Consider the following 20566-nt stretch of genomic DNA (forward strand, 5'->3'; position numbering starts at 1 on the left):
CCGTCGGCGCTGTCCGCCGCGCCGGCCGTCAGGTCGCCGTAGCCGGCCGTGAAGGCCGCTCCCACCGTGAGGCGGTCGCTGAGGTCCGCGTCCACGCCCACAGTGCCTCCCCAGGTGGTGAGCTGGTAGCCGCTTTCATCGCCACGGGTGTCGAGTTTGGCGTAGGAGCCCGTGCCTTCCATCCACATGTGGAAGCGGGGGAGGTCGTCGTTGACGTAGGCCGGGTTGACGCCCATGAGGGTGGTCCGGTTCCTGATCCAGCCCATCTGGTCGCGCAGGGCGTCCCTTTGCGCCGTCCCCAGCGCGTTGACCGTGCTCCCAGCCACTGCTGTCAAAGCCCTGGATGCCCCCGCCAAGTCGGGATTATCTCCCGTAATCATGGTGCTGATGGAATGCATCGCCTGCCCAAGCTGGGAAGTGGCATCCAGATTATTTTTTGCCTCCCACAGAAGTTCGGAACCTGCTCCGGAATTATGGGAATTCACCGCAGGTGTAAAAATATTGTCCTGCTGCACCGTGGCATTCAGCACAATATGATTGCCCTTCCGGCTCATGGTCGCATCCTTGTAATAAACGGCAAACAGGCCGGAGAGAACGACATTCAGGCTGTCCCCGTCCGCCAGGCCGGTAATTTCACCGGTAGAAGACATCAGCAGGACGTCCTGCAAGTCAGAGGATGAATCCATCCGTGAGTTTTCTTCCAGGTTGGTAATGACAAACCTGGCGCCGTCCTCAATGGTAATCGTACCGGCCGTCAGCAAGCCCGCCTCAAACGGAGCGGCCTGATTCAGATTATAGACAAACTCCGTCGTAGAACCGGCGCCGAACGTCATATTTTCCACATTCAGAATGGTATTTGCAGAACTTTCAGCACCGCCGACCGCTTCAATCCTGAATGTAGAGGAGTCGGCAATCGTCACATGACCATAGGCAATGCCAGGATTTGCTTCCGTCCCCTTCAGCGTCAGCTTACTGCCGGAATGGACTTCCAGATCGTACCCGGCATTGCCCGTCCGAAGCATCTGCCCGGTTTGCCCGTTAATCACCAGCTTGCCGGTTCCCACCAGAGCGCCTCCAAAACAGGCCATATCGCCTGTTGTTCCGGTATTAACAGTCAGAATCCCCCCGAAACTCTTCAGTGTCCCGGAGCCGGAAATATCTGCCGCGGAATTTGCCGTCGTGCTGCCGATATCCAAAACGCCGTTTTCAGCCAGAACAAGCGCTATGCCGCCATTGATGGAAGCGCCTCCGGACAAAGCCAGGGAACCTGACAGAGCCAAAGATCCATTACCGGTGATACTGCTCTTAGCCAGGCTCCCGCCTTCTGTCAGAGTCAGCACAGCGGCGTCGGCCAGAACCAGGGTACCGCCGTTAGCTCCTTCCGACAAATCGCCAGCAGTCGTATTACCTCCAATCTGCAATACTGCATCGCCCGTACCATTCAAAACAATGTGCTGAATATCGCTTCCGGCGCCGCTGATGACCAGCGCGCCTTCTTCCGCACGGAGCGTGTCCGTCACAACAGAGCCGTTGACGGTCAGCTTGCCGGCGCCCTGTTTAACCAGGGTAACGCCATTGACGCCATGAATATCCCCGTAGAAAGAGGTATCCCCGCCATAAGGAGTCGGATCCACAACGCTCGTCCCTGCCAAAGGAAGCTGTTCATTATTCAGGATAACGGTCACATTCCCGCCTGCTGCATCCGTATTATCGACAAGCAGCCGAGCCTTGTTGGAAGCATCCTGTTCGGAACCGCCCGCCAGATTGTTAATCACCATGCCGCCTGCGTTTTGCGCCGTTTCCGGAAGGGCGCCGGCAAGATTCAGCCTGAGCGTTTCCCCCGCCTGAACCAGAACGCCGGCGTAGGAACTCAGGGCATTGTACTCGTTCACCGCATGCGGATCCGTAGTAGCCGCGTCGGAAGAAACCAAATACAGGTTTTGCGGATTGGACGTCAGCAACAGACTGCCTCCTTCCGTGCCCACAAGGCGCAAGCCGTAGCTCGCCAGAGAAACGCCACCAGTGGTAGTGAGGGTAATGTTGTTGAAATCGTCGCACACCAGCCGTCCATCAGTCAGCGTCAGATACGTATTCTTATTCAACAGAGAATTGACTACCGCATCCATGGTCAGGGAAACCCTGGCGGCATCCGTGATGGTGAGCCTGGCTCCTTCACTCTGAAGAATCTTGGCCTCCCCTTCCGCTCCGGTCAACGCCTGATCCAGAGGCAGAGACGCCATATTGCTCGTATTCAGAGTCAGGGAAAGGCCGTCCAGACCGCCTTCGCCCACAGAGATATCCCCCGTCACGCCGCTCAAGACGCTCCCCGTGCCCAGGGCTATAAACGTCAGCATATCGGAAGACGTTCCTCCCAGAGAAATCGTCTTATTTTCTCCGGCGGAAACGCCGATCCTGGCCGTAGAACCTTCCGCGTTGCTCATGGCGGTAGACAGGGAGCCGTTGACCACCACCAGGGTGCCGGCTCCGCCCAGCGTCGCGCCGGCCCATACGCCGGCCTTGTCTTCCGTCCCCAGCAGAATACGATCATTTTCATGGGTTACCGTCAGGCCACCCGTAGCAGTATTGGCGCCTGACAGCGTCAGGCCGCTCTGGCCGTCTCCCGCGCCCGTCAAAACCAAGGCCCCCGTGCCGGAGACAATTCCGTCAAAAATCCCGCCTCCCGTCGTCAAAGTCTTATCGCCCAGCTTCACCGCGCCGCCGGCGCCGGACAAAGTCTTCACGGTTACAGATCGCCCGCTGATATCCAAAGCTCCGTTCGCGCCCACCACAAAATCAACGGCAGAAGCATTGCTGTCAATCCCCGTAGAACTGAACTGAAGCGTTCCCTCCTGAATGGAAAAAGTGCCTGCCGTCAACGTCGTGTGAACCAAAACCATGGTATTGGTCCCTCTCTTGGTCAACGTGTTCCCTGCCAGATCAATCGTCGTCTCTGCATAGCTGGGGCCGACGATGCAGAGCGTCCCCGTGCCACCGACGGAAGCGTCAGCAGCAAGGATCAGTTTCGGGAAGTTGATGTTGCCCGTTTCTGCATTTCCGCCATTATTGACCAGGGCTCCCCGACCGTCCACGCCGTCGCCCGCCAAAGTGAGGGCATAACGGTTATCCACCCTCCCGTTCATGTCCAGCGTCGCGCCGTCAAGCACCTGAATCACCCGGGTACTGCCGTCCGCGATGTTGAAGGCACCCAGAACGCCACTGGAAGAAGTGGAATTTCTGTCCAGCTTCAACGAGCCTTCCCTCACCGTCAAATCACCGCTGAAGGTATTCCCGTTATTGCCCAGAGTCAGAACGCCGTCGCCGGTTTTCGTCAGGTCTCCCTCTCCGGAAATCACGCCCGTATGAGAAAAGGAATCCCCTTCCTCAACGGATATGGTCAAATCACTGTTCAATAACGTCGTCCTGGCGATGTTGCCCCCCATGCCAAGCGCGGAAAGTCCGGCTACAGTAATCCCTCCGCCGTTTTCAACAGCCGCCAGATCAGAGCCAACATTCAACGTGCCGTCAATCAGCTCAATAGCCCCGGTCCAATTGGTCATATCCGTGCGCAGAGACAATTCCCCGCTGCCGTTCTTGATTAACGTCCCAGCTCCTTGAACGCTTCCGCCGGAGAACGTATAATCGGCGTTTCCGTTCACAGAAATGCTGCCAGGGGAAACAATCCCATCAATATCCACCAGAGAACTTCCCTGCCCGTTAAACACCACATGATCCCCCTGGGAGAAGCGCTCCTCTGTCTGTCCGTCCCGAGTCCAGGCAGTTACAGTGCTGTTGCTCCAGCTTTCCCCGTCCGTTCCATCCCAGGTCAGAGTGTACACATCAGAACTCGCCGTACCGGTAATGGTTACCTTCACGACGCCGTTTTCAATGCTGACGCCTGTCGATTTATCCACGCTCAAGCCGCGGTTCATGTACAGCTCCAGGAACACCATATCCTTATCCGTCAAGCCCGTACCGCCGTCAAATACAGCATATGTGCCGGCGACCGTACCGGAAAGAGCCATGTTGATGCGCTGATTGCCGTAGGAGTTTGCCGTAACCTTGTCAGAAGAAGAGCCGTCAGCCCCCAGGTCAATCCAGAACCTGCCGCCGTCTTCCGTCATGGCGGTCAGACTGGTTACGGTAAGCGAGCCGAACGCATCGGCCTAAGCTCCGCTGACGCCCAAGAAACCGGCCTTCACAGTCAAACCGTAAAGAGAACTCCCGTCCCCTACGGTCAGCGTCCCCAGGCCATCTTTCACCAGGGTTCCGGGCGTACCCGTCAGCTTCCCAAGCGAAATCGCAAGCCCGTCCGTCGCGGAATGCGTCTTCGTGGCCGCATCATATTTCCCGGTGTGGACTGTCAGCGTCTTATCCGCGCTGCCCACACTGGCGGCCAGCGTGGTGCTCCAGCTGGCCGTACCGCCCAAGACCCCGGAGTTCAGGAGAACAACGCCGGGCGAAAGCTCCGCGTTGTTGGCTTGCGTGAGGCCGCCTGCGCCCAAATACAGACTGCCTCCGTTCAGGTTTAATCGTGCCTGTTTCCCGTTTGCGGGAGTCCCCGTCCAGCCGCTGCTGGCAGTTCCCATATCAAGTTTCTGCGCAATGACTGTCCCCCCTTCTTCAATATTCAGAATTCCCTTCCCGTCACGGGCAATTTGCAGAAAAGACGTCACATTCAGCAGGGACCCCCTGTTCACAGTGATCGTCGTGCGGTTGGAATTGGCAGCAGCGGAAGCATGCTCCCAGTGCCCGTAAAAACTGGCTACCGTCATCGTTGCCGTCATCTCAGAGGAACCAATGGAAACATTCGGGGCGGAATTGTTCCCGCCTCGGAATTGAGAACTTACGTTAATGTCGCCAACCAGGGTTATGGTACCGTCCTCAGCGTACAGGGTGGAAAAATCCCCGCCGTTGAGGATGGTATTGCCGCTGCCCGTAGAATGGATGTTCAAAGTCCCGCCGGCGTCATACACATTCAGAGTCCCGTTTCCGGCGTTGTTCAAAACACTGAAGGAAAGTTCACGAAACACCAGATCCGTCCCTTCTGACGCCATATTTTCAGAAGGGACAAGATACAGGGCTGTTTGCCTGCCGTCACCTGTGCCGACTTTCAAAGTCTTCACCGCGACAGATTTCACAAACTCCATATCAGCCGCCCCCTCCACGCTCAGGGTTCCATTCGCGCCGGTAATGGCATTGGTAACGTAAACGGGAGCTCCTTCAATACCGCCGCCATAATTGTAGGCGAGGGTATCCCCTGTGGTGCTCATGCTGAAATCGCCCGTCCCGGCGACGCCCTTGGTTGCCGTTGTCGCATAATCAATGGCGCGGCCGGAGCCAAAGCGAATGACGCCGCTTCCAGAGTTGTTCATGAGAACAGTCCCCGTGAAATCCGTCACGTTGCCCGTAAAGTCAATCTGTTTGTTGGTTGCGGAGCCGGCTTGGGAGAGCGTGCCGTTTCCCGTCACAGCCCCGGTAAAAGTCAGCGTTGAATTACTGCTGCCGTTGTAAAACCTCAACCCCCCGGACATATCCGCCCCTTCCCCTATCTGCACGGCCTGGGATACTGTTGGGGCACCTACAAACCATACCGCTGAAGTACCGGGGTCAGATAAATCAAAGATGATTTTTTCCGCAGCCGCGAAATGCTCGTTGCTCGTCAGTTCTCCGGGGTAGGAGTTGTTGGTGCTGAGCAATATGCCGTTATCACCTTCGCCTCGATCAGCGGAGCTGGCGACGGTCAGGGTATGCGTGGCTTCATCCCAAGAAAAATCAAAAGCCGCAGCGGCGGCTGAAGGGACCAATGCTATAGAGCAAAAGGAAGAGGCAGATGCGAATCCGGCAAGTAATGCGGAACGAAGTCTAAGAGGCAGATGCAGTTTCATACCAGGATTTTTGTATTTTATGCGAAAAAAAAGCCTCCTGTCAACAAGAAAGTATTCCATCACAAAAATACCTCTCTCCTGCCCGGACACTTTTATAAAAACTCATGTCAAACCTTTTTCAGTGATCCTTATTGCGAAGCAGAGAAAAAAGAGCCTCAGGCTGACAATACCACAATTCGTTAACAGCATGGCGGAGGAATTAAAGGCAACTGCGCCCGCCGACAAAAAACACTCCAAAACAAAAAAAACGACAACGAAACGCCCGGAGACATATCTTTCCTCCTTGCTCCCGGCTCTTTAAGTTGCTAAAATGCTCTAAGCAATTTTTTATCCTTTTCCCATGGCCATTTTTGGTTCCTCCAATTTATCCGACTCAGGTGATCTGTTGATTTTCAACAAAGTATCTTATAAAACCCTGCTGATGTTCGAAAAAGAACTGGGCAGGGACCGCATGACCTACCTGGTGGAAGAAGGTCTCCCCCCGGATACGGCCACCGCCTCCCATCTGGAATCCACTAAAGCGGACGGCATCCTGTTCCAGGCCGGAGGCAGCGACCCTGTCGCACTACGTTCCGCCATCATGGAACGCATTAACGAAGGCAGAAGAGTAGTATTTCTACCCGGTCCCGTCTCCCATGTGAAAGGTTCCATCAGCCAAATTCCTCCGCGGGTCATCAAGGCCCTGGAAGCCCTGCATATCTCCCCCGTACCGGTCTATGCCGGTTTTTACACGAACTCCGTGCTGGATGCGGAGGCCGATACGGACGCCCAGGCGGACATCCAGATACATATTCTCCCCAAACTGGCCCCCGGGGCCGAGATGGCAGCACGCCTGACCTCCGCGTGGCTGGAATGTTCCGCCCAGGCATACGCCACGCTGCCTCAGCTCCACGGTTCCCTGTCCGCCCTCCTTTTCCGCAGCCTCAGACTTCATTCCGATTGCCGGGTCATCGACGGCATTGACGACACTACGCTGACTTACGGCCAGCTACTGGCCATTTCCGTAGCCTTTGCCAAGAGGTTGAAAAAAATTACCTCGAATCGCCGGGTCGGCATCATTCTTCCGCCGGGCAAGGGAGCGGCCATAGCCAATCTGGGCTGCCTGTTCGCCGGGAAAACACCGGTGAATTTCAATTATTCCGCCTCGGAAGGAGCCTTTGCCAGCTCTGTAAAGCAATCCGGCGTGGACTGGTTTATTACTGCGGATACCTTCATGCGAAAGCTCCAGAATTTCCCGTGGCCCCCCCAGCGGGATCTGATCCTCATGGAGCGGGAAATTCCCCTGCTTAAAGGTTCCGCCAAACGCTGGGGCCTCGCCATCAAATTCCTGACAGCGGGGTTCATGATTAAAAAACTGGGGCTGGACGCACCTACAGGCGCGGACGAAGCCGTGCTGATGTTCACTTCCGGCTCTTCCGGGGAACCCAAGGGCGTGCCGCTGACCCACCACAACCTTCTTTCCAACATCTCTCAATGTTCCTCCCGCATTACGCTGGAACCGCAAAGCAGGTTTCTGGGAAGCCTGCCCGTATTCCACTGCTTCGGCATCACCATCGGGCTATGGTATCCGATGATCGGCGGGTACGACATGGTCACCTATCCATCCCCTCTTGAGGCCAAACGGCTGGGAGCCCTTATCAAGCAGTACGGAATCAGTCTGGTAGTCACCACGCCCACCTTCCTGCGCGGTTTCATGAAACGCTGCGAACCGGACACCTTTAAAACCGTCCGCTACCTGATCGTTGGCGCGGAAAAACTGCCGGAAGACCTTTCCGCCGCTTTCCGGGAAAAATTCGGCATCATTCCATGCGAAGGCTACGGCCTGACGGAAGCCTCTCCCGTCTGTTCCGTCAACTTCATTGACCCGGCGCCATCCAATGCCGCCGGAGACTTCATTCCCGGCATGAAAAAGAGTTCCGTAGGAGCCCTCCTTCCCGGAATCGCCATACGCATCACCAGCCCTCACACGGGACGCGTGGTTCCCATCACTACTTCCGGCATGATCTGGCTGAAAGGACCGAACATCTTTCCCGGCTATCTGGGCGGTCCGGAGACGGATCGCGATATTTTCGTGGACGGCTGGCTAAAAACCGGAGACATAGGTTCCGCAGACGAATTCGGCTTCCTGAAGATTGAAGGACGCATTTCCCGCTTTTCCAAAATAGGCGGGGAAATGGTGCCTCATGAAGCCCTGGAAGCAGCCATTATGAACATTTGGAATCTGGATCCGGCGGACGAAGAACGGCGGATAGCCGTCGTCACCATTCCGGACCCCGTAAAAGGGGAGGCCGTAGCCCTGCTCACCACCCTGGTGACGGATTACGTGCACCAGGCGCGCACCCTCATCAGGCACGGCCTGATTGACCAGGGGCTGCCGGCCCTCTGGTGCCCCAAGGAGATTATTCCCGTAGAACGCATCCCGGTGCTCCCATCCGGCAAGCTGGATATCAAGCAATGCAGGATGCTAGCGTATGAAGCGCTGAACATCCCCTTTGAACCGTAATTTATGGAATTCCCGGAGGAAACGCCCGCCGCGCCCAAACCCATCACAGTCAAACAGCTCGTTTACCGCCTGAGAGACACGGTCAGCATCGCTGTGGGCACCCAGTGGGTGGTGGGAGAACTGAGCAACGTCAAGCATCACACCAGCGGCCACGTTTATTTCACCCTGAAGGAACAGGGAGCGGAAATTTTCTGCGCCTTTTTCAAGGCAGCGGCTTCCAAATGCCCCATACGGCTCCAGGAAGGGATGAAAGTCCATGTCCTGGGCAGCGCCACCGTATACCCGGACCGGGGGCAACTCCAGCTGGTCATCAGGCAGGTAAAAGCTGCAGGACAGGGAGATTTGCAGACTCGCTTTTTGGAGTTGAAAGCCAAACTCCAGCGCGAGGGGTTGTTTGACGCGGAACACAAAAAGAAAATTCCCACGTTCCCCCGCGCCATCGGCATCGTCACCTCCCCCACCGGCGCCGTCATCCAGGACATACGGCACGTATTGGAACGCCGCGCCCCGTGGGTGAAGGCTTATCTGCTGCCCGTACGCGTGCAGGGGGCAGGAGCGGAGCACGAAATAGCCGCAGCCGTGCGCGCTTGGTCCGGAGCGCCCTTCAACGGTCTCCCGCCCGTGGACGTGCTCATTGTAGGACGCGGAGGCGGCTCCATTGAGGATTTGTGGAATTTCAATGAGGAAACGGTGGCGCGCGCCATTTACGAATGTACCGTTCCCGTGATTTCCGCAGTGGGTCATGATACGGACTTCACCATTGCCGATTTTGCGGCGGATCTGCGCGCACCCACTCCCACCGCAGCCGCAGAACTGGCCACACCGGACGGCCCTGAATGGCTCCGCAAGCTGTCCAGAATGGAACAGGCTCTTCATGCATCCGCTCGGCATTCCCTCTTGCGTTCCAAGCTGAAACTGGATGTTTACCTGCGGGGGAAGCTGTTGGATGCGTATTCCCTGCTCTCTCCTTATTCCCAGCGCCTGGACGATATGGAAGAAACCCTGCAGAATGCCGCAACCACGAGAGTTTTTCATAACACGCTGCATATTAACAAACTGGAACATCAGCTGCAAATGCGCCACCCCGCCCACAGGAACCGGGAGCGCACACAGCTTCTGGCTTCCCTTCAGGCCGGTTTATCCCATGCAGCCGCCTCCCGCATGACGGATTTATCTTCACAACTCACTCTTATTCAAGCACGTCTTGAAGCACACAGCCCGGAACAGACCCTGCGCCGCGGATATGCCCTGGTAGAAAACCAGGATAAGCAGCTTATCCGGCAGACAAACCAGGTGCATGCAGGGGAAAAATTGAAAATCCGTGTTTCCGACGGTTGTTTTTATGTCAGGGATGACACGCCACAATAACCTGTCCACAAGCATCTAGTAGTGCATTTTTTGCACTCAATCTAACAAAGTGTGTTTTTTCTGGATTTTACAGGAAATGGAACCTATTCTAATAGAAGCTTATCACTGCTTCTATCACCCGGTCCCATAACTTCTGTTCATATGCCTTGTAAAAACATCACCCGTTACACTTACGAAACAACGGCCTTTCAGGGCTATCGGTTGGCGATCTGTAAGAACAAGCGTTTATTCACCCGTTATTTCTCCGATTCTCAATACGGGGGCGCTGACGCAGCGCTTCAGGAAGCCATGAGGGTGAGAGATAATATTTTCAAACTTTTCGAACAGGGCAACCTTACGGTTAGCCAAATTTTCGCAAAATATACTGTGCGCTCCCGCCGTCAATCCGCAGCTGACCGCCGTGAAAAAATGGTTCATGGAAAAAGGGCTCTCAGCCATGTAAGGCAGAAAGCCAAAGTCCGCAGCTGAAGGTTCCGCAGAAGCTGTTTTTCAGCTCTGCTTGAGAGTATGGAGCATACCGGAAACGTTACATTTGCCCCAAAAAGAGGCATATAGTTTGTTGAGGGCCTAAAATCCATTTTTTCTCTCCGGAATGCCGGGTACCCGTCGATACAGGGAAACGGAACCTGTGCCAAAGCTCTTTGATGACGCCAAGGGATATTAAAACGGCACATTTCCTTAAAAAGCCCCTTCAGCCTCACGCAGCTGACCGCAGGTATCCCGCTTTGGTCAAGCTCCCGACCGGAGCCTCTGGGAACTCTGAGCCCCTCCGGCATCTGCCAATGGAGAACTTTGCCTTTCCAAAAAAGGAACGGCCTAACTGAAGGAAGGGGTCTGCTATCTGCGGCGTCGGCGCGAAGCAGGCCTCTCCGGTTCTTCAGCCGGCACCTCTCCTATCTTCCCCAGCACCCTGCGGGCCTCTGTGGTTCGTTTTTGCTTGAGGCACACACCAGCCCAGTTGCGGTGAATTTCATTGTAAAGCTCTCCCAACTGGATGGAGGCCAGATTGTTCCGGAGTTTTTCCTTATCTTCCGGAGTCAACGCATCCCACTCCGCAATCAACTTTCCATATTGGGACTCCGACAGAGCCCATTGTTCCCTGCCGGCGCTTATCTCCGCCTGAAGATTCAGAATGACCGGCTGAAGAGCCTGAACAAACGTGGTATTTTCACGAGCCACTTTCATTGCCTGCTCCAGATACTTCACCGCCTGATCGTAATCCCGCGCCTTCAGGAAAGCTGCGGCAACATTCACATCTTCATAAGCCCGTTTCACCAAAGCCTCTGCCTGGCTGTATTTTTCAAGCTGGGACCGCATGGACGCAATATCCTGGCTCAGGCTGGAGCCGCTCAAAATACGGGGAGCATCCACGCCAAGCGTCATGGCTGCCCCTTCTGCACGGGACAGCAGGCGGGAGGCCTCTCTCAAATCCCCCATCTGCATCCTTACCCGTGCCAAGGCAAGCATTGTCTCCGGCGTGCAGTCCATCTCCGTTTCAGCTGCACGGAAGCAAATCAGGGCCGCTTCCAGCTGGTCGGCCATGGTCTTCAATTCCTCCTGGGAATACTTCCGGCGCGTGTTCAGCGGCATCTTCAATTCATTCAGAATAATGCGGCCCATGTCCGGATTGGCGGTCAGGCGGAATTTAGTAAGAAGCTCCCGTGCAATCGCACTCCCTGTGCCACCGGGCAACCCGGTGGTCTTGTCTGGCAGGGTATCCTGAAGCAACAGGATTTTCACCATGCTCTTCACATCCTCCGGCTTATTCAGCATGCTCCTCATGACAGGAGAAACAGCCTGCTTGCACAACGCGGAAAAACGCTCAAACCTAGCCTGGTCGTACGCATAATGGATTAATGGCTCCAAGCACGCTAAACGGATGGAAACCTGGTCTTCCGGCGTATTTTTCAAAATCACTTCATAAAGCTTTTCCGCCACAGCATCATGCTTGCGGCGGGCGAATTCCCGCGCCCAGTTCAGGCTGACGCCCAGAAGGCGGGTATGGTCCTCCGCCGCCATGGAGGAGGAAGCAGCCAGCTTTTTTTCCAGAAGAGCAGCCAGCATAGGTTCGGATTCTTTCAGCATGCCGCGCCGGTCCATTTCCACCGCCAGAAGCCATGCAAAGGAATCTCTGGCTTCGGGAGAATTCATCCATTCCACCTGCTTGTCCACGGAAGATGCCATCTGCGCCAGCTCTGCATCGGAACCGTTCCATGAAGCCAGCATATCCTGCAAATGCCCCATGGCCTGCGTCTGGCTGTGCACTTCATGGATGGTCGGCTTGAACCACCCTTCTATCGTAGGCCAGTACTGGATATAGCCGAACCAGAGTCCTCCCAGGAGGATCAAAAAGAGGACCGGCTTCCAATAAGACTTTTTCTTGCGTGCGGGGCGGTAGGGCTTACTGGAAAAATGGCGCTCGGAACTCATGCAGGCATTGAGCCAAAAAGACGGCACAAATCAAGCAAAATAAACGCCTCGCAACGTCTTACGAAGCCCCTCGCATCCTACCTCCGTGAAGATCTGGAGTTCACGGAGGGCCTGCGCCCGGGGGATGCCATGCGCACCCGGGGAAAACCGGATTCCTTCCAGCAGTCATCCGCTTTCTCCTTCATGCCCAGTTCGTCATAACAGCGTCCAAGCTGTTTGTAATTCTCCGACCTCTGTTCCCCTTCCAGCATGGGAAGAACCGCCTCAAAAGCCTCTGCCGCCTCCTTCCATTGTTCTCCGTCACACAGAGCGTACGCCTTACATAAATAAGACTGAACCAGCAAATCCCTGCGTTCCGCCCCCTCCACGCATTTCAGCAGGGAATCCACCGCTCCGGCATAGGCAATCAGGGCGCCCTCCCTGTCCCCCGCCATATCGCTGGCAAGCCCCAGGGAATAATATACGCGGCCCAGGGACAGAAGATCCGAGGCGAAATGGGACTTCCGCAACTGAAGAGCCTTTTCCAGGTTCTCCCTGGCCTTGCCCCCCTCCCCGGCATCCAGCCATGCCTTGCCCAGCCCTTCGCGGGACTGGGCGGAAATGACGGGAGAAGCCGAGCTGTTGGCAATGGCCTTTAAAAAATCCGCCCGGGCTTCCGGAGAGGCCTTGCGCAAGATGTTGACCCACCCCCTCTGATCATACAACCCGGCCCAAAAGGCATGGTCCGCCGGCAGCACGCCGCGGGCAGCGCCTTCCGCCTGGTAAAGATAAGCCAAGGCCTCCTCATAATTCCCCCGCTCCGTAGAAATACGGGCCAGGCCGCGCAGGGCATTGAGGCAGTCGTTCAACAGGTAAGAGGCATTTTCCGAACCGGAAAGGCCCTTTAAAAACAATTCCCGTGCCTCATCCTTCCTGCCGGCTTCCAGCATGGCCTCTCCCATGCTGATGCTGGCCAGGGCCAGGTCTCCAGTGGTCTTGTCCGGCTGAGAACAAAGAGCCAGAGCCTTCTTGAAATACTCGCGCGATTCCGGAATGCGTCCCGTAGTACGTGCCAGCCTTCCCTGGGCGGCTAAAAGCCTGGACCTGACAGGGAGGGCATCCGGCCCCAGATGTGCAGCGGCATCCACCGCACGCTGGAGCAACATATTAGCCTGTTCATTCCTGTTCAGCATCTGGTCAATGGAACTCATGGTCTGGAGCGTCCGCACCAGCGGCTCAGCCATTCCTTCCTTCTCATATCCCTCCTCAGCGGTTTTCAAATAATCGTAGGCGGAAGTGTACTGGTGCTCCGCCAACAGAGCCTTTGCCACGGCATCCGCACGGGGAGCCCATACCTGATAGCGCCCGGCGGCGTATCCGGCGTCAATTAATTCCCTGGCCGCAGGAAGAGCAGGAACGACGCCACCCCGGCTAATCAGCTCCCGAGTGAGGCCCCAGGCCGTTTCTGTCCGCAGTTCCGGATCCCTGATCCATGCAAGGCGTTCCTCCCGGTTGTCCAGAATGCCGGCCAGGCTCTCGCGCGAAGCAAAAACATCCGCCATGAAGCGGGACAAATTCTGCATGGCCTTTTCATCGCTTTTCTGCACCACCACCGGCGGAGTAGTCAGCATCCCTTCATCATAGCCGATGCGGTACGCCATGTGGTACGTCAGGAACTCCAGCAGCATCACAAGCACGCACAAGCACAGGGCAATCAGCCACTTGGTACGCGGAGACAGAGGGGGCAAAGGAGAAGACGCCTGCATAACAAGTGCATAACGTTACCGGGCGTTCCCCGAATTTCAAGCTTTTTGCTCGGGGAGAACTCCTCTGCCGTTCCTGAAAGTGGATAAAAAAGAACCTTCAACAGTCTGCCGGCCGTCACTGGGAACCGGCTCAAAAGAACCCTCCCTCCCGTTTTTCCGACCATGGAAATCCCCATAATTCTGCCGGGGACTTCCGCCGCACCGGATGCCCCCTTCCTCATCCATCCCTGCGCTTTCGTTCGGACGCGCGGTACAACTGCCAGGCATTCCATAAATTATGCCACAGTACATAAAACGTGGGGCCCAGAGCGGCAATGGGGCTGGCATACGTCAAAGCCAGATAAATGGACAGGGTGGTATTCTTCTGCCCTAATGCCTGGCTGCACTCCGCAGCGCGCGTGTGTCCCCCCAGCAAATATCCCAACCCGAAATTGACCCCGCAAACCAGCAGGGCAATCACGCCAATCTGTTCCAAAACACGTTCCGAAATGCCCTCACGGGAGGAAATATCATAAGAGGCGTTTGCGGCTATCAAAACCAGAATCACCACCCAAATGCCAAAAGTGACGTCTTTCAACTTCCTGGGCCACGCGATGGCGCGAGGATAAAAGCGCCGCGCCGCTAATGCCAGAGCCAGGGGAAGTAACATTACCAAGGAAATATTCTGGGCCACGTTCAGATAAATCTCAAAACCGCCCCGCCCAACAACCGCCGGCAGGATGAAAGGCAGCAAGGTGCAGATAATACCGTTAATTAGCAAAAGGGCGGTCAGCATAAACTCCACGCTGCCTCCCAGCAGCCCCATCACCACGGGAGCCGCCGTGGCTGTAGGCATGATGCCTACGAAAAAAGCGGCCTGTGCCAGATACCCATCCCCAAAAACAAGGCGGCACACACCCCATGCCGCCAGGGCGACCATCAGATTAGCCCCCGTCAGGAGCCAGTGAGCCCGTTCCGGCTTCATTCGTTTGAAGCGGATGCCCAGAAAGGTTACAAACAGCATTACTACCAGCATCCACTTGAATGTCCAGCTGTACACATGCAGGCCGGGCATCATGTACCCCGCGATGAAGGCCGCCACAATGGCAAACGTGCGGATGAGGGACTTGAACATGAGGAATACGGTGAAACGATTACGCGGGATTTCCGAGCAAATGGATGAAACCGCCCATCCGATGAGCGTTCCATCCCGACAAATCTCGCAAACGGGTCGGCAAGCCGACTACCATGCTCTCAGCAACGGCCCCCACTCCACCCCCATGATGCCGGGAAACGCCCATATAGCCATGTCCGGCAACAAGGAGATCTTCTGCAACGGGCAACCGTTCCCTGATTCCCTGCTGTTGCATCATGGAGAGCATTGAGGAAAATTCCGGGATTACCGGTTCACGCGGGCGGCGCGAACCTGAATGGAGTGGTTGTGGGCGTCCAGCCCCTCCACCCGGGCAAACTCCGCCACATACGGGGCGGAGTTCAGCACGGCATCCCGGTCCATGCGCACCACGCTGGTGCGGCGCTGGAACTGGTCCGCCCGCAAGCCGGAAAAAGACTTGCCGGCGCCGCCGGTAGGCAGCGTATGGCTGGGACCCGCCAGAAAATCCCCGCAGGCTACAGTAGAAAGGGAGCCTGCGTAAATGGCGCCCGCCGTCCTGATGCCATTAAGTACGGCCTCTTCATCCCGAGTGACAAGCACCAAATGCTCCGGCGCAAAGGCATTAACCAGTTCCACCCCTTCCTGAATGGAAGAAACCAGAAAACCGTAGGCATGCTTGTCCAGCACCTCCCGGATGATGGATCCGCGGCTCAGCAGGGCGGCCTGGCGTTCCACTTCCGCATCCACCTGCTCCAATAACGCCTCTGATGTAGTGACAAAAACAACTACGCTGTCCGGGCCATGCTCGCCCTGCGCCAGCAGGTCGGCAGCCAGAAACTCTGCATCCGCAGTATCATCCGCCAGCACCATTACTTCACTGGGTCCGGGCAGCAAATCAATGGCAACAGCCCCCACCAACTGGCGTTTGGCCTCCACCACAAAACGGTTGCCGGGACCAAAAATCTTTTCCACCGGTTTCACGCTCTCCGTCCCCAGTGCAAGGGCGGCTATCGCCTGAGCGCCCCCTATCTTGACAATTTCCGTCGCGCCGGAGGCTTTCAGCGCATACAAAAGTGCGGGATTCACCCGGCCGTCCGGCCCGCAGGGCGTAGCGGCCACAATCTCCCGCACGCCGGCGGCCTGAGCAAAACCGCCCGTCATGATGGAAGTGGATACCAGGGGCGCTTTCCCTCCGGGAATATAAATGCCCACACGGTCGTACGGAAGGAACCGCTCCGCCACCTCCACGCCCTGCGCATTTACGCCGGACCAGTCCTGCCTGCGGCTGCGGTCTGAAAAATAATGGATATTTGCCAGAGAGACGGCAATGGCCTCCTTCACACTCCCCTCCACCATGGCCTCCGCTTCCGCCAGCTCTGCCTCCGTCACGAACAGGGAGGAAGAATCAAGATGTACCTTGTCAAATCTGGAGGCATAGTCAAAAAGGGCTTCATCCCCGCGCGCGGAAACATCCCGGATAATAGCGTTCACGGTATCCCTTACGGAATCCTCCGGGAGGGCGCGGCGGTTCATCCGGCGCTTCATTTCGTCAAAGCAGGTATCGGAAGGACGGTAAATTTTCATAAAAAGTCTCTACAGAAAAACGGGAAGGAAGTTTCCCAATCTTTAAGCACGCAGTCAAGCCTTCTGTCCTCTTTGATTTCCAACAGGGCTTCACGGCACCTCCGGACAAAAAATCAAAAGACCAAACCATTCTCCCTTGACCGACATCAAAAATAGTCCTAGCCTTTCTTCCGCAAACATTTGGCCAAACGGCCCACTGTCATGAACATTCACGAATATCAAGCAAAACAACTCTTTGAGCGTTTTGGCGTGGCTACCCCCAAGGGCATTGCCGCCGCCACAGCTCAGGAAGCAGCACAAACAGCCCGGAACATGGGCCTCTCCCAATACGTAGTTAAGGCACAGGTACACGCTGGCGGCCGTGGTAAAGGCACCTTCAAAAACGGTTTTAAGGGAGGCGTCCACGTCGTCAAGTCCGTGGAGGAAGTGGAAGAAGTCGCCGGCAAGATGCTTAACCAGGTTCTGGTCACCAAGCAAACCGGGGAAACCGGCAAGCTGGTCAGCAAAATCATGGTGGCGGAAGCCGTGGATCTCAAAAAGGAATGCTACTTCGCCATTCTTCAGGACCGCGCCCGGGAATGCCCCGTTATCGTGGCCAGTACGGAAGGCGGCATGGACATTGAAGAAGTGGCTGCCACCCGCCCGGAAGCCATTATCCGCGAACACATTAATCCGGCGCTGGGCATCCTGCCTTTCCAGGCTCTCAAAATCGCCGTGGCGCTGGGACTGACCGGCCCCCTGCTCCGCCAGGCCACCAAGCTTATCACCAACGTTTACAAGCTTTTCACCGCTCTGGACTGCTCCCTGGTGGAAATCAACCCCCTGGTAGTCACCACGGATGACCGCGTGTGTGCCCTGGACGCCAAATTCAATTTTGACGACAACGCCCTGTATCGCCACCCGGAAATCATGGAAATGCGGGATGAAACGGAAGAAGACCCCCGTGAAGTGGAAGCCGGCAAGTACGACCTGAACTACATCGGCCTGGACGGCAACATTGGCTGCATGGTGAACGGCGCCGGCCTGGCCATGGCCACGATGGACATCATCAAATACTACGGCGGAGAACCCGCCAACTTCCTGGACGTAGGCGGTTCCGCCACGGAGGAAATGGTAACTAATGCGTTCCGCATCCTCACCAGCGACAAGAATGTGAAGGCCCTTCTGGTCAATATCTTCGGCGGCATCATGCGCTGTGACGTCATCGCCCAGGGCATTGTGGCCGCGGCGAAAAACATCGATATGAAAATCCCGCTCGTCGTCCGCCTGGAAGGCACCAACGTGGAAATCGGCAAGAAAATCCTTGCAGACAGCGGCATCGCCATCATCCCTGCCGACAACCTGGACGAAGCCGCCCAGAAAGCGGTGGCAGCAGTCAAATAATCCTCACTATTTATTACGACAATGACATCTCTCATTGACAAGAACACTCGTCTGGTCGTGCAAGGCATCACCGGCAGCGCCGGCGCATTCCACGCCAAAAACTGCATGGACTTCGGCACCAACGTCGTCGCCGGCGTGACCCCCGGCAAGGGCGGCCAGCTCTTTGAAGGCAAGGTCCCCGTCTTCGATACTGTAGCGGAAGCCAAAAAGGCCACGGACTGCAACGCCTCCATGATTTTTGTTCCCCCGCCCTTCGCTGCGGACGCCATCATGGAAGCCGCGGACGCGGGCGTGAAGCTCATCGTCTGCATCACGGAAGGTATTCCTGTGCAGGACATGCAGAAGGTGAAAACTTTCCTGAAGGACAAGGACGTGACCCTCATCGGCCCGAACTGCCCCGGAATTGTCAATCCTTCCGCCAACTGCAAGATCGGCATCATGCCGGCCTACATCTTCAAACCCGGCAGAATCGGTATTGTCTCCCGTTCCGGAACGCTTACCTATGAAGCCGTCTGGCAGGTTACCAACATGGGCCTTGGCCAGAGCATGTGCATCGGCATCGGCGGCGACCCTGTCCATGGCATGACCCAGCAACAGGCCGTGCAATTCTTCACGGAAGACCCGAACACGGACGCCTTCATCATGATTGGCGAAATCGGCGGTTCTGAAGAAGAAGAAGCTGCTGAATGGATCAAGAACAACTGCAAAAAACCTGTTGCCGCGTTCATCGCAGGAGCCACGGCGCCCAAGGGCCGCCGCATGGGCCATGCAGGAGCCATCGTTGCCGGAGGCAAAGGTACTGCCGCCGCTAAGCAGGAAGCCTTGAAGAACGCCGGTATTGTGGTTGCCAAGACACCGGCTCAGATGGGAGCTGCCCTGGCGGAAGCCATGAAAAACAAGGGGATGTAACCTCCCTCTTTTTCACCTTTTCATATCCAGCGCCTTCCCTTGCCGGAAGGCGCTTTTTTCATGATAAAACGGAGTTGATTACATCACTCGGATTTTATCTGAATTGCAACGGAGACTATTCCCTCCGCTTAGTGGGCGAACCCTCTGTAAAAGACATATTCTTATTTTGTTCTTCACAAAGGGCATTAACATTCTTTATTCGATATTTCCGTTGATAGTTAACACATTGAACTTAATAACCCATACCCACGGATTCAGTTCAGCGGAACCGGTTCCCTTTATTTTTTCCCACAAGGAGAAGAAAGATAACCGGGCAAAAGCCAACCCCGCAGATTTTCCCGAGTAATCCCTCCATAAACAGGCATCCGTTTCTTCATCGTGCCAAACGCATTCAATGCCCTCCATCCGTGCATCGTTCGTCGTAATGTCCAAAAGCCGCTCAACTCTGATTTCCGTAATTTCCAGTAAAATCCGGGAAGCCCAACGCGGCATGTGGATCGAAGGAATAAACTGCCTGCGGGCATTTTTTGATATCCATCCGTCTGGATATGACATTGGCAAACAAACGCCATCAGCAGAATAAAGCCATCCAGAACGGCTATTATGGCAAATCTCCTCCTGCACCCACAAACGGTCGCCAACTTTCCCGTAGGGACATTCAATCCACGGGATAAAAATATCTGAAAACTTTCCGCTTCCTTCCTCGAAAACAGCCAGCCACGAGCCGGACTCTTCTATAAATTCCTGAATCTCCCACCCTCTTTCTTTCAAAGCTTCAGGGAGATCATTAAACTGGTTCAGGCCGCACGTGCGGCGGGTTTGATTTTTGTGCTCGCCGGGAGTGCTGTATTCCTGCAGCAATGCCCGAATCATATCTGCTTCAAATTGGATAGGATGTTCTTTAATATTGTTATTCATGGTCTTGACCATTGATAACACCAGATTATTCCAAAATCCGTTAAATCCTCCGCAGATTAAAAAAAGACAGAGCCCATTCTGGAGTGGCTGTTCCATACTTTCCCACACATCCTGAAGCTGTTAACATATCCGATGCGGCCGTGAACCACTCCGAGACCGGCGCATGAACCACATTCGTGTCCATTCAATTCCGGGCACTCTCCACTTTTACCAGCCACGGCAGTTTTATCCTGTCCATCTCCTGCAACAACTAACTTACATTCAAAAATTTATATCATCATTCACACACACACAAATACCCTCAGGGACAGCCTCCAGTCCAGACCTTTTTCCAAATGCACCTATAATTATCCTGATGCCTATAATAAGGATATTAGAAAAAACGCTGGCTATACATCCTAACCGGCGTTTTTGGCCTAAGTTATTCAATTTCAAATGAAAAAATAAAAAACTAAAATAAGACAATCAGACCAGCAAATAATTCCCCAGCATCTAATCCCCTGGTTTGCAAAGAAAAAGAGCCTAAACCGTTAAAGTGCAGGCTCTTAAAAAAAGAAAGGTTTTGGCGGAGCGGGAGGGATTCGAACCCTCGGTACCGGTTTTGCCAGTACGTTCCTTTAGCAAAGGAGTGCTTTCAGCCTCTCAGCCACCGCTCCGTCTTGGGTAATGTGTGGAAAGGAGACTACACGCTTCCCAAAATGAAGTCAATACATAAATAATACAGTCAAAAATATTGATCAGGCAATCT

The 20566-nt window shown here is 55.4% G+C and carries 12 protein-coding genes and 1 tRNA gene; 5 read left to right on the plus strand and 8 right to left on the minus strand.

Features of this window, described 5'->3' with window-relative positions:
- Positions 1-4121 (minus strand): beta strand repeat-containing protein (locus WW58_RS04125; RefSeq protein ID WP_046435633.1); only part of this gene is annotated, 4121 nt, incomplete at its 3' end.
- A gap of 42 nt (positions 4122-4163) precedes the next feature.
- Positions 4164-5804, minus strand: a complete 1641-nt coding sequence (locus WW58_RS04130) for a hypothetical protein (RefSeq protein ID WP_288143404.1) — start codon at positions 5802-5804, stop codon at positions 4164-4166.
- A 421-nt stretch (positions 5805-6225) separates the two neighbouring features.
- Between WW58_RS04130 and WW58_RS04140 the strand changes: the two genes are divergently transcribed.
- From WW58_RS04140 to WW58_RS12935, 3 genes are all read left to right on the plus strand, one after another.
- A complete protein-coding gene (locus WW58_RS04140) occupies positions 6226-8388 on the plus strand; it encodes an AMP-binding protein (RefSeq protein WP_046435639.1) in 2163 nt (720 codons plus the stop codon).
- 3 nt (positions 8389-8391) lie between these two features.
- On the plus strand, positions 8392-9756 hold the full coding sequence (gene xseA / locus WW58_RS04145) for an exodeoxyribonuclease VII large subunit (protein ID WP_046435641.1): 1365 nt from the start codon (positions 8392-8394) through the stop codon (positions 9754-9756).
- 141 nt (positions 9757-9897) lie between these two features.
- Complete coding sequence (locus WW58_RS12935) at positions 9898-10224, plus strand: hypothetical protein (protein WP_012420751.1); 327 nt, start codon at positions 9898-9900, stop codon at positions 10222-10224.
- Positions 10225-10593: 369 nt separating this feature from the next.
- Here WW58_RS12935 and WW58_RS04160 read toward each other — a convergent pair whose 3' ends face one another.
- The 4 genes from WW58_RS04160 to hisD form a co-directional block, all read right to left on the minus strand.
- The gene (locus WW58_RS04160) at positions 10594-12186 is read right to left on the minus strand and encodes a tetratricopeptide repeat protein (RefSeq protein ID WP_012420750.1); all 1593 of its coding nucleotides are present in this window, start codon (positions 12184-12186) and stop codon (positions 10594-10596) included.
- A 77-nt stretch (positions 12187-12263) separates the two neighbouring features.
- Positions 12264-13931 (minus strand): tetratricopeptide repeat protein, encoded by a 1668-nt coding sequence (locus WW58_RS04165; RefSeq protein ID WP_046435647.1) that lies wholly within the window; start codon positions 13929-13931, stop codon positions 12264-12266.
- Positions 13932-14148: 217 nt separating this feature from the next.
- Positions 14149-15045, minus strand: a complete 897-nt coding sequence (locus WW58_RS04175; protein ID WP_046435649.1) for a bile acid:sodium symporter family protein — start codon at positions 15043-15045, stop codon at positions 14149-14151.
- A 264-nt stretch (positions 15046-15309) separates the two neighbouring features.
- Positions 15310-16608 (minus strand): histidinol dehydrogenase, encoded by a 1299-nt coding sequence (gene hisD, locus WW58_RS04185; protein WP_215833438.1) that lies wholly within the window; start codon positions 16606-16608, stop codon positions 15310-15312.
- A gap of 201 nt (positions 16609-16809) precedes the next feature.
- On the opposite strand from hisD, the gene sucC reads away from it, so the two are divergent.
- Both sucC and sucD read left to right on the plus strand, forming a co-directional pair.
- Positions 16810-17991: an ADP-forming succinate--CoA ligase subunit beta gene (sucC, locus tag WW58_RS04190; protein ID WP_046435828.1), complete on the plus strand. Its 1182-nt coding sequence runs from the start codon at positions 16810-16812 to the stop codon at positions 17989-17991.
- Positions 17992-18012: 21 nt separating this feature from the next.
- The gene (gene sucD, locus WW58_RS04195; protein ID WP_012420745.1) at positions 18013-18900 is read left to right on the plus strand and encodes a succinate--CoA ligase subunit alpha; all 888 of its coding nucleotides are present in this window, start codon (positions 18013-18015) and stop codon (positions 18898-18900) included.
- 195 nt (positions 18901-19095) lie between these two features.
- Here the strand turns inward: sucD and WW58_RS04200 are convergent, their stop codons facing one another.
- Together WW58_RS04200 and WW58_RS04205 are read right to left on the minus strand one after the other, a co-directional pair.
- Positions 19096-19818 (minus strand): hypothetical protein, encoded by a 723-nt coding sequence (locus WW58_RS04200; RefSeq protein ID WP_146023920.1) that lies wholly within the window; start codon positions 19816-19818, stop codon positions 19096-19098.
- A 563-nt stretch (positions 19819-20381) separates the two neighbouring features.
- Positions 20382-20474 (minus strand) — tRNA-Ser (locus tag WW58_RS04205).
- Between the last annotated feature and the right edge of the window lie 92 nt (positions 20475-20566).

This window comes from Akkermansia sp. UNK.MGS-1 (genome assembly GCF_000980515.1).
GTDB lineage: Bacteria > Verrucomicrobiota > Verrucomicrobiia > Verrucomicrobiales > Akkermansiaceae > Akkermansia > Akkermansia muciniphila.

Coding starts and splice junctions, on each gene's coding strand:
- WW58_RS04140 (WP_046435639.1), top strand. CDS start 6,226: ATGGCCATTTTTGGTTCCTCCAATTTATCCGACTCAGGTGATCTGTTG.
- xseA (WP_046435641.1), top strand. CDS start 8,392: ATGGAATTCCCGGAGGAAACGCCCGCCGCGCCCAAACCCATCACAGTC.
- WW58_RS12935 (WP_012420751.1), top strand. CDS start 9,898: ATGCCTTGTAAAAACATCACCCGTTACACTTACGAAACAACGGCCTTT.
- WW58_RS04160 (WP_012420750.1), bottom strand. CDS start 12,186: ATGAGTTCCGAGCGCCATTTTTCCAGTAAGCCCTACCGCCCCGCACGC.
- WW58_RS04165 (WP_046435647.1), bottom strand. CDS start 13,931: ATGCAGGCGTCTTCTCCTTTGCCCCCTCTGTCTCCGCGTACCAAGTGG.
- WW58_RS04175 (WP_046435649.1), bottom strand. CDS start 15,045: ATGTTCAAGTCCCTCATCCGCACGTTTGCCATTGTGGCGGCCTTCATC.
- hisD (WP_215833438.1), bottom strand. CDS start 16,608: ATGAAAATTTACCGTCCTTCCGATACCTGCTTTGACGAAATGAAGCGC.
- sucC (WP_046435828.1), top strand. CDS start 16,810: ATGAACATTCACGAATATCAAGCAAAACAACTCTTTGAGCGTTTTGGC.
- sucD (WP_012420745.1), top strand. CDS start 18,013: ATGACATCTCTCATTGACAAGAACACTCGTCTGGTCGTGCAAGGCATC.
- WW58_RS04200 (WP_146023920.1), bottom strand. CDS start 19,818: ATGAATAACAATATTAAAGAACATCCTATCCAATTTGAAGCAGATATG.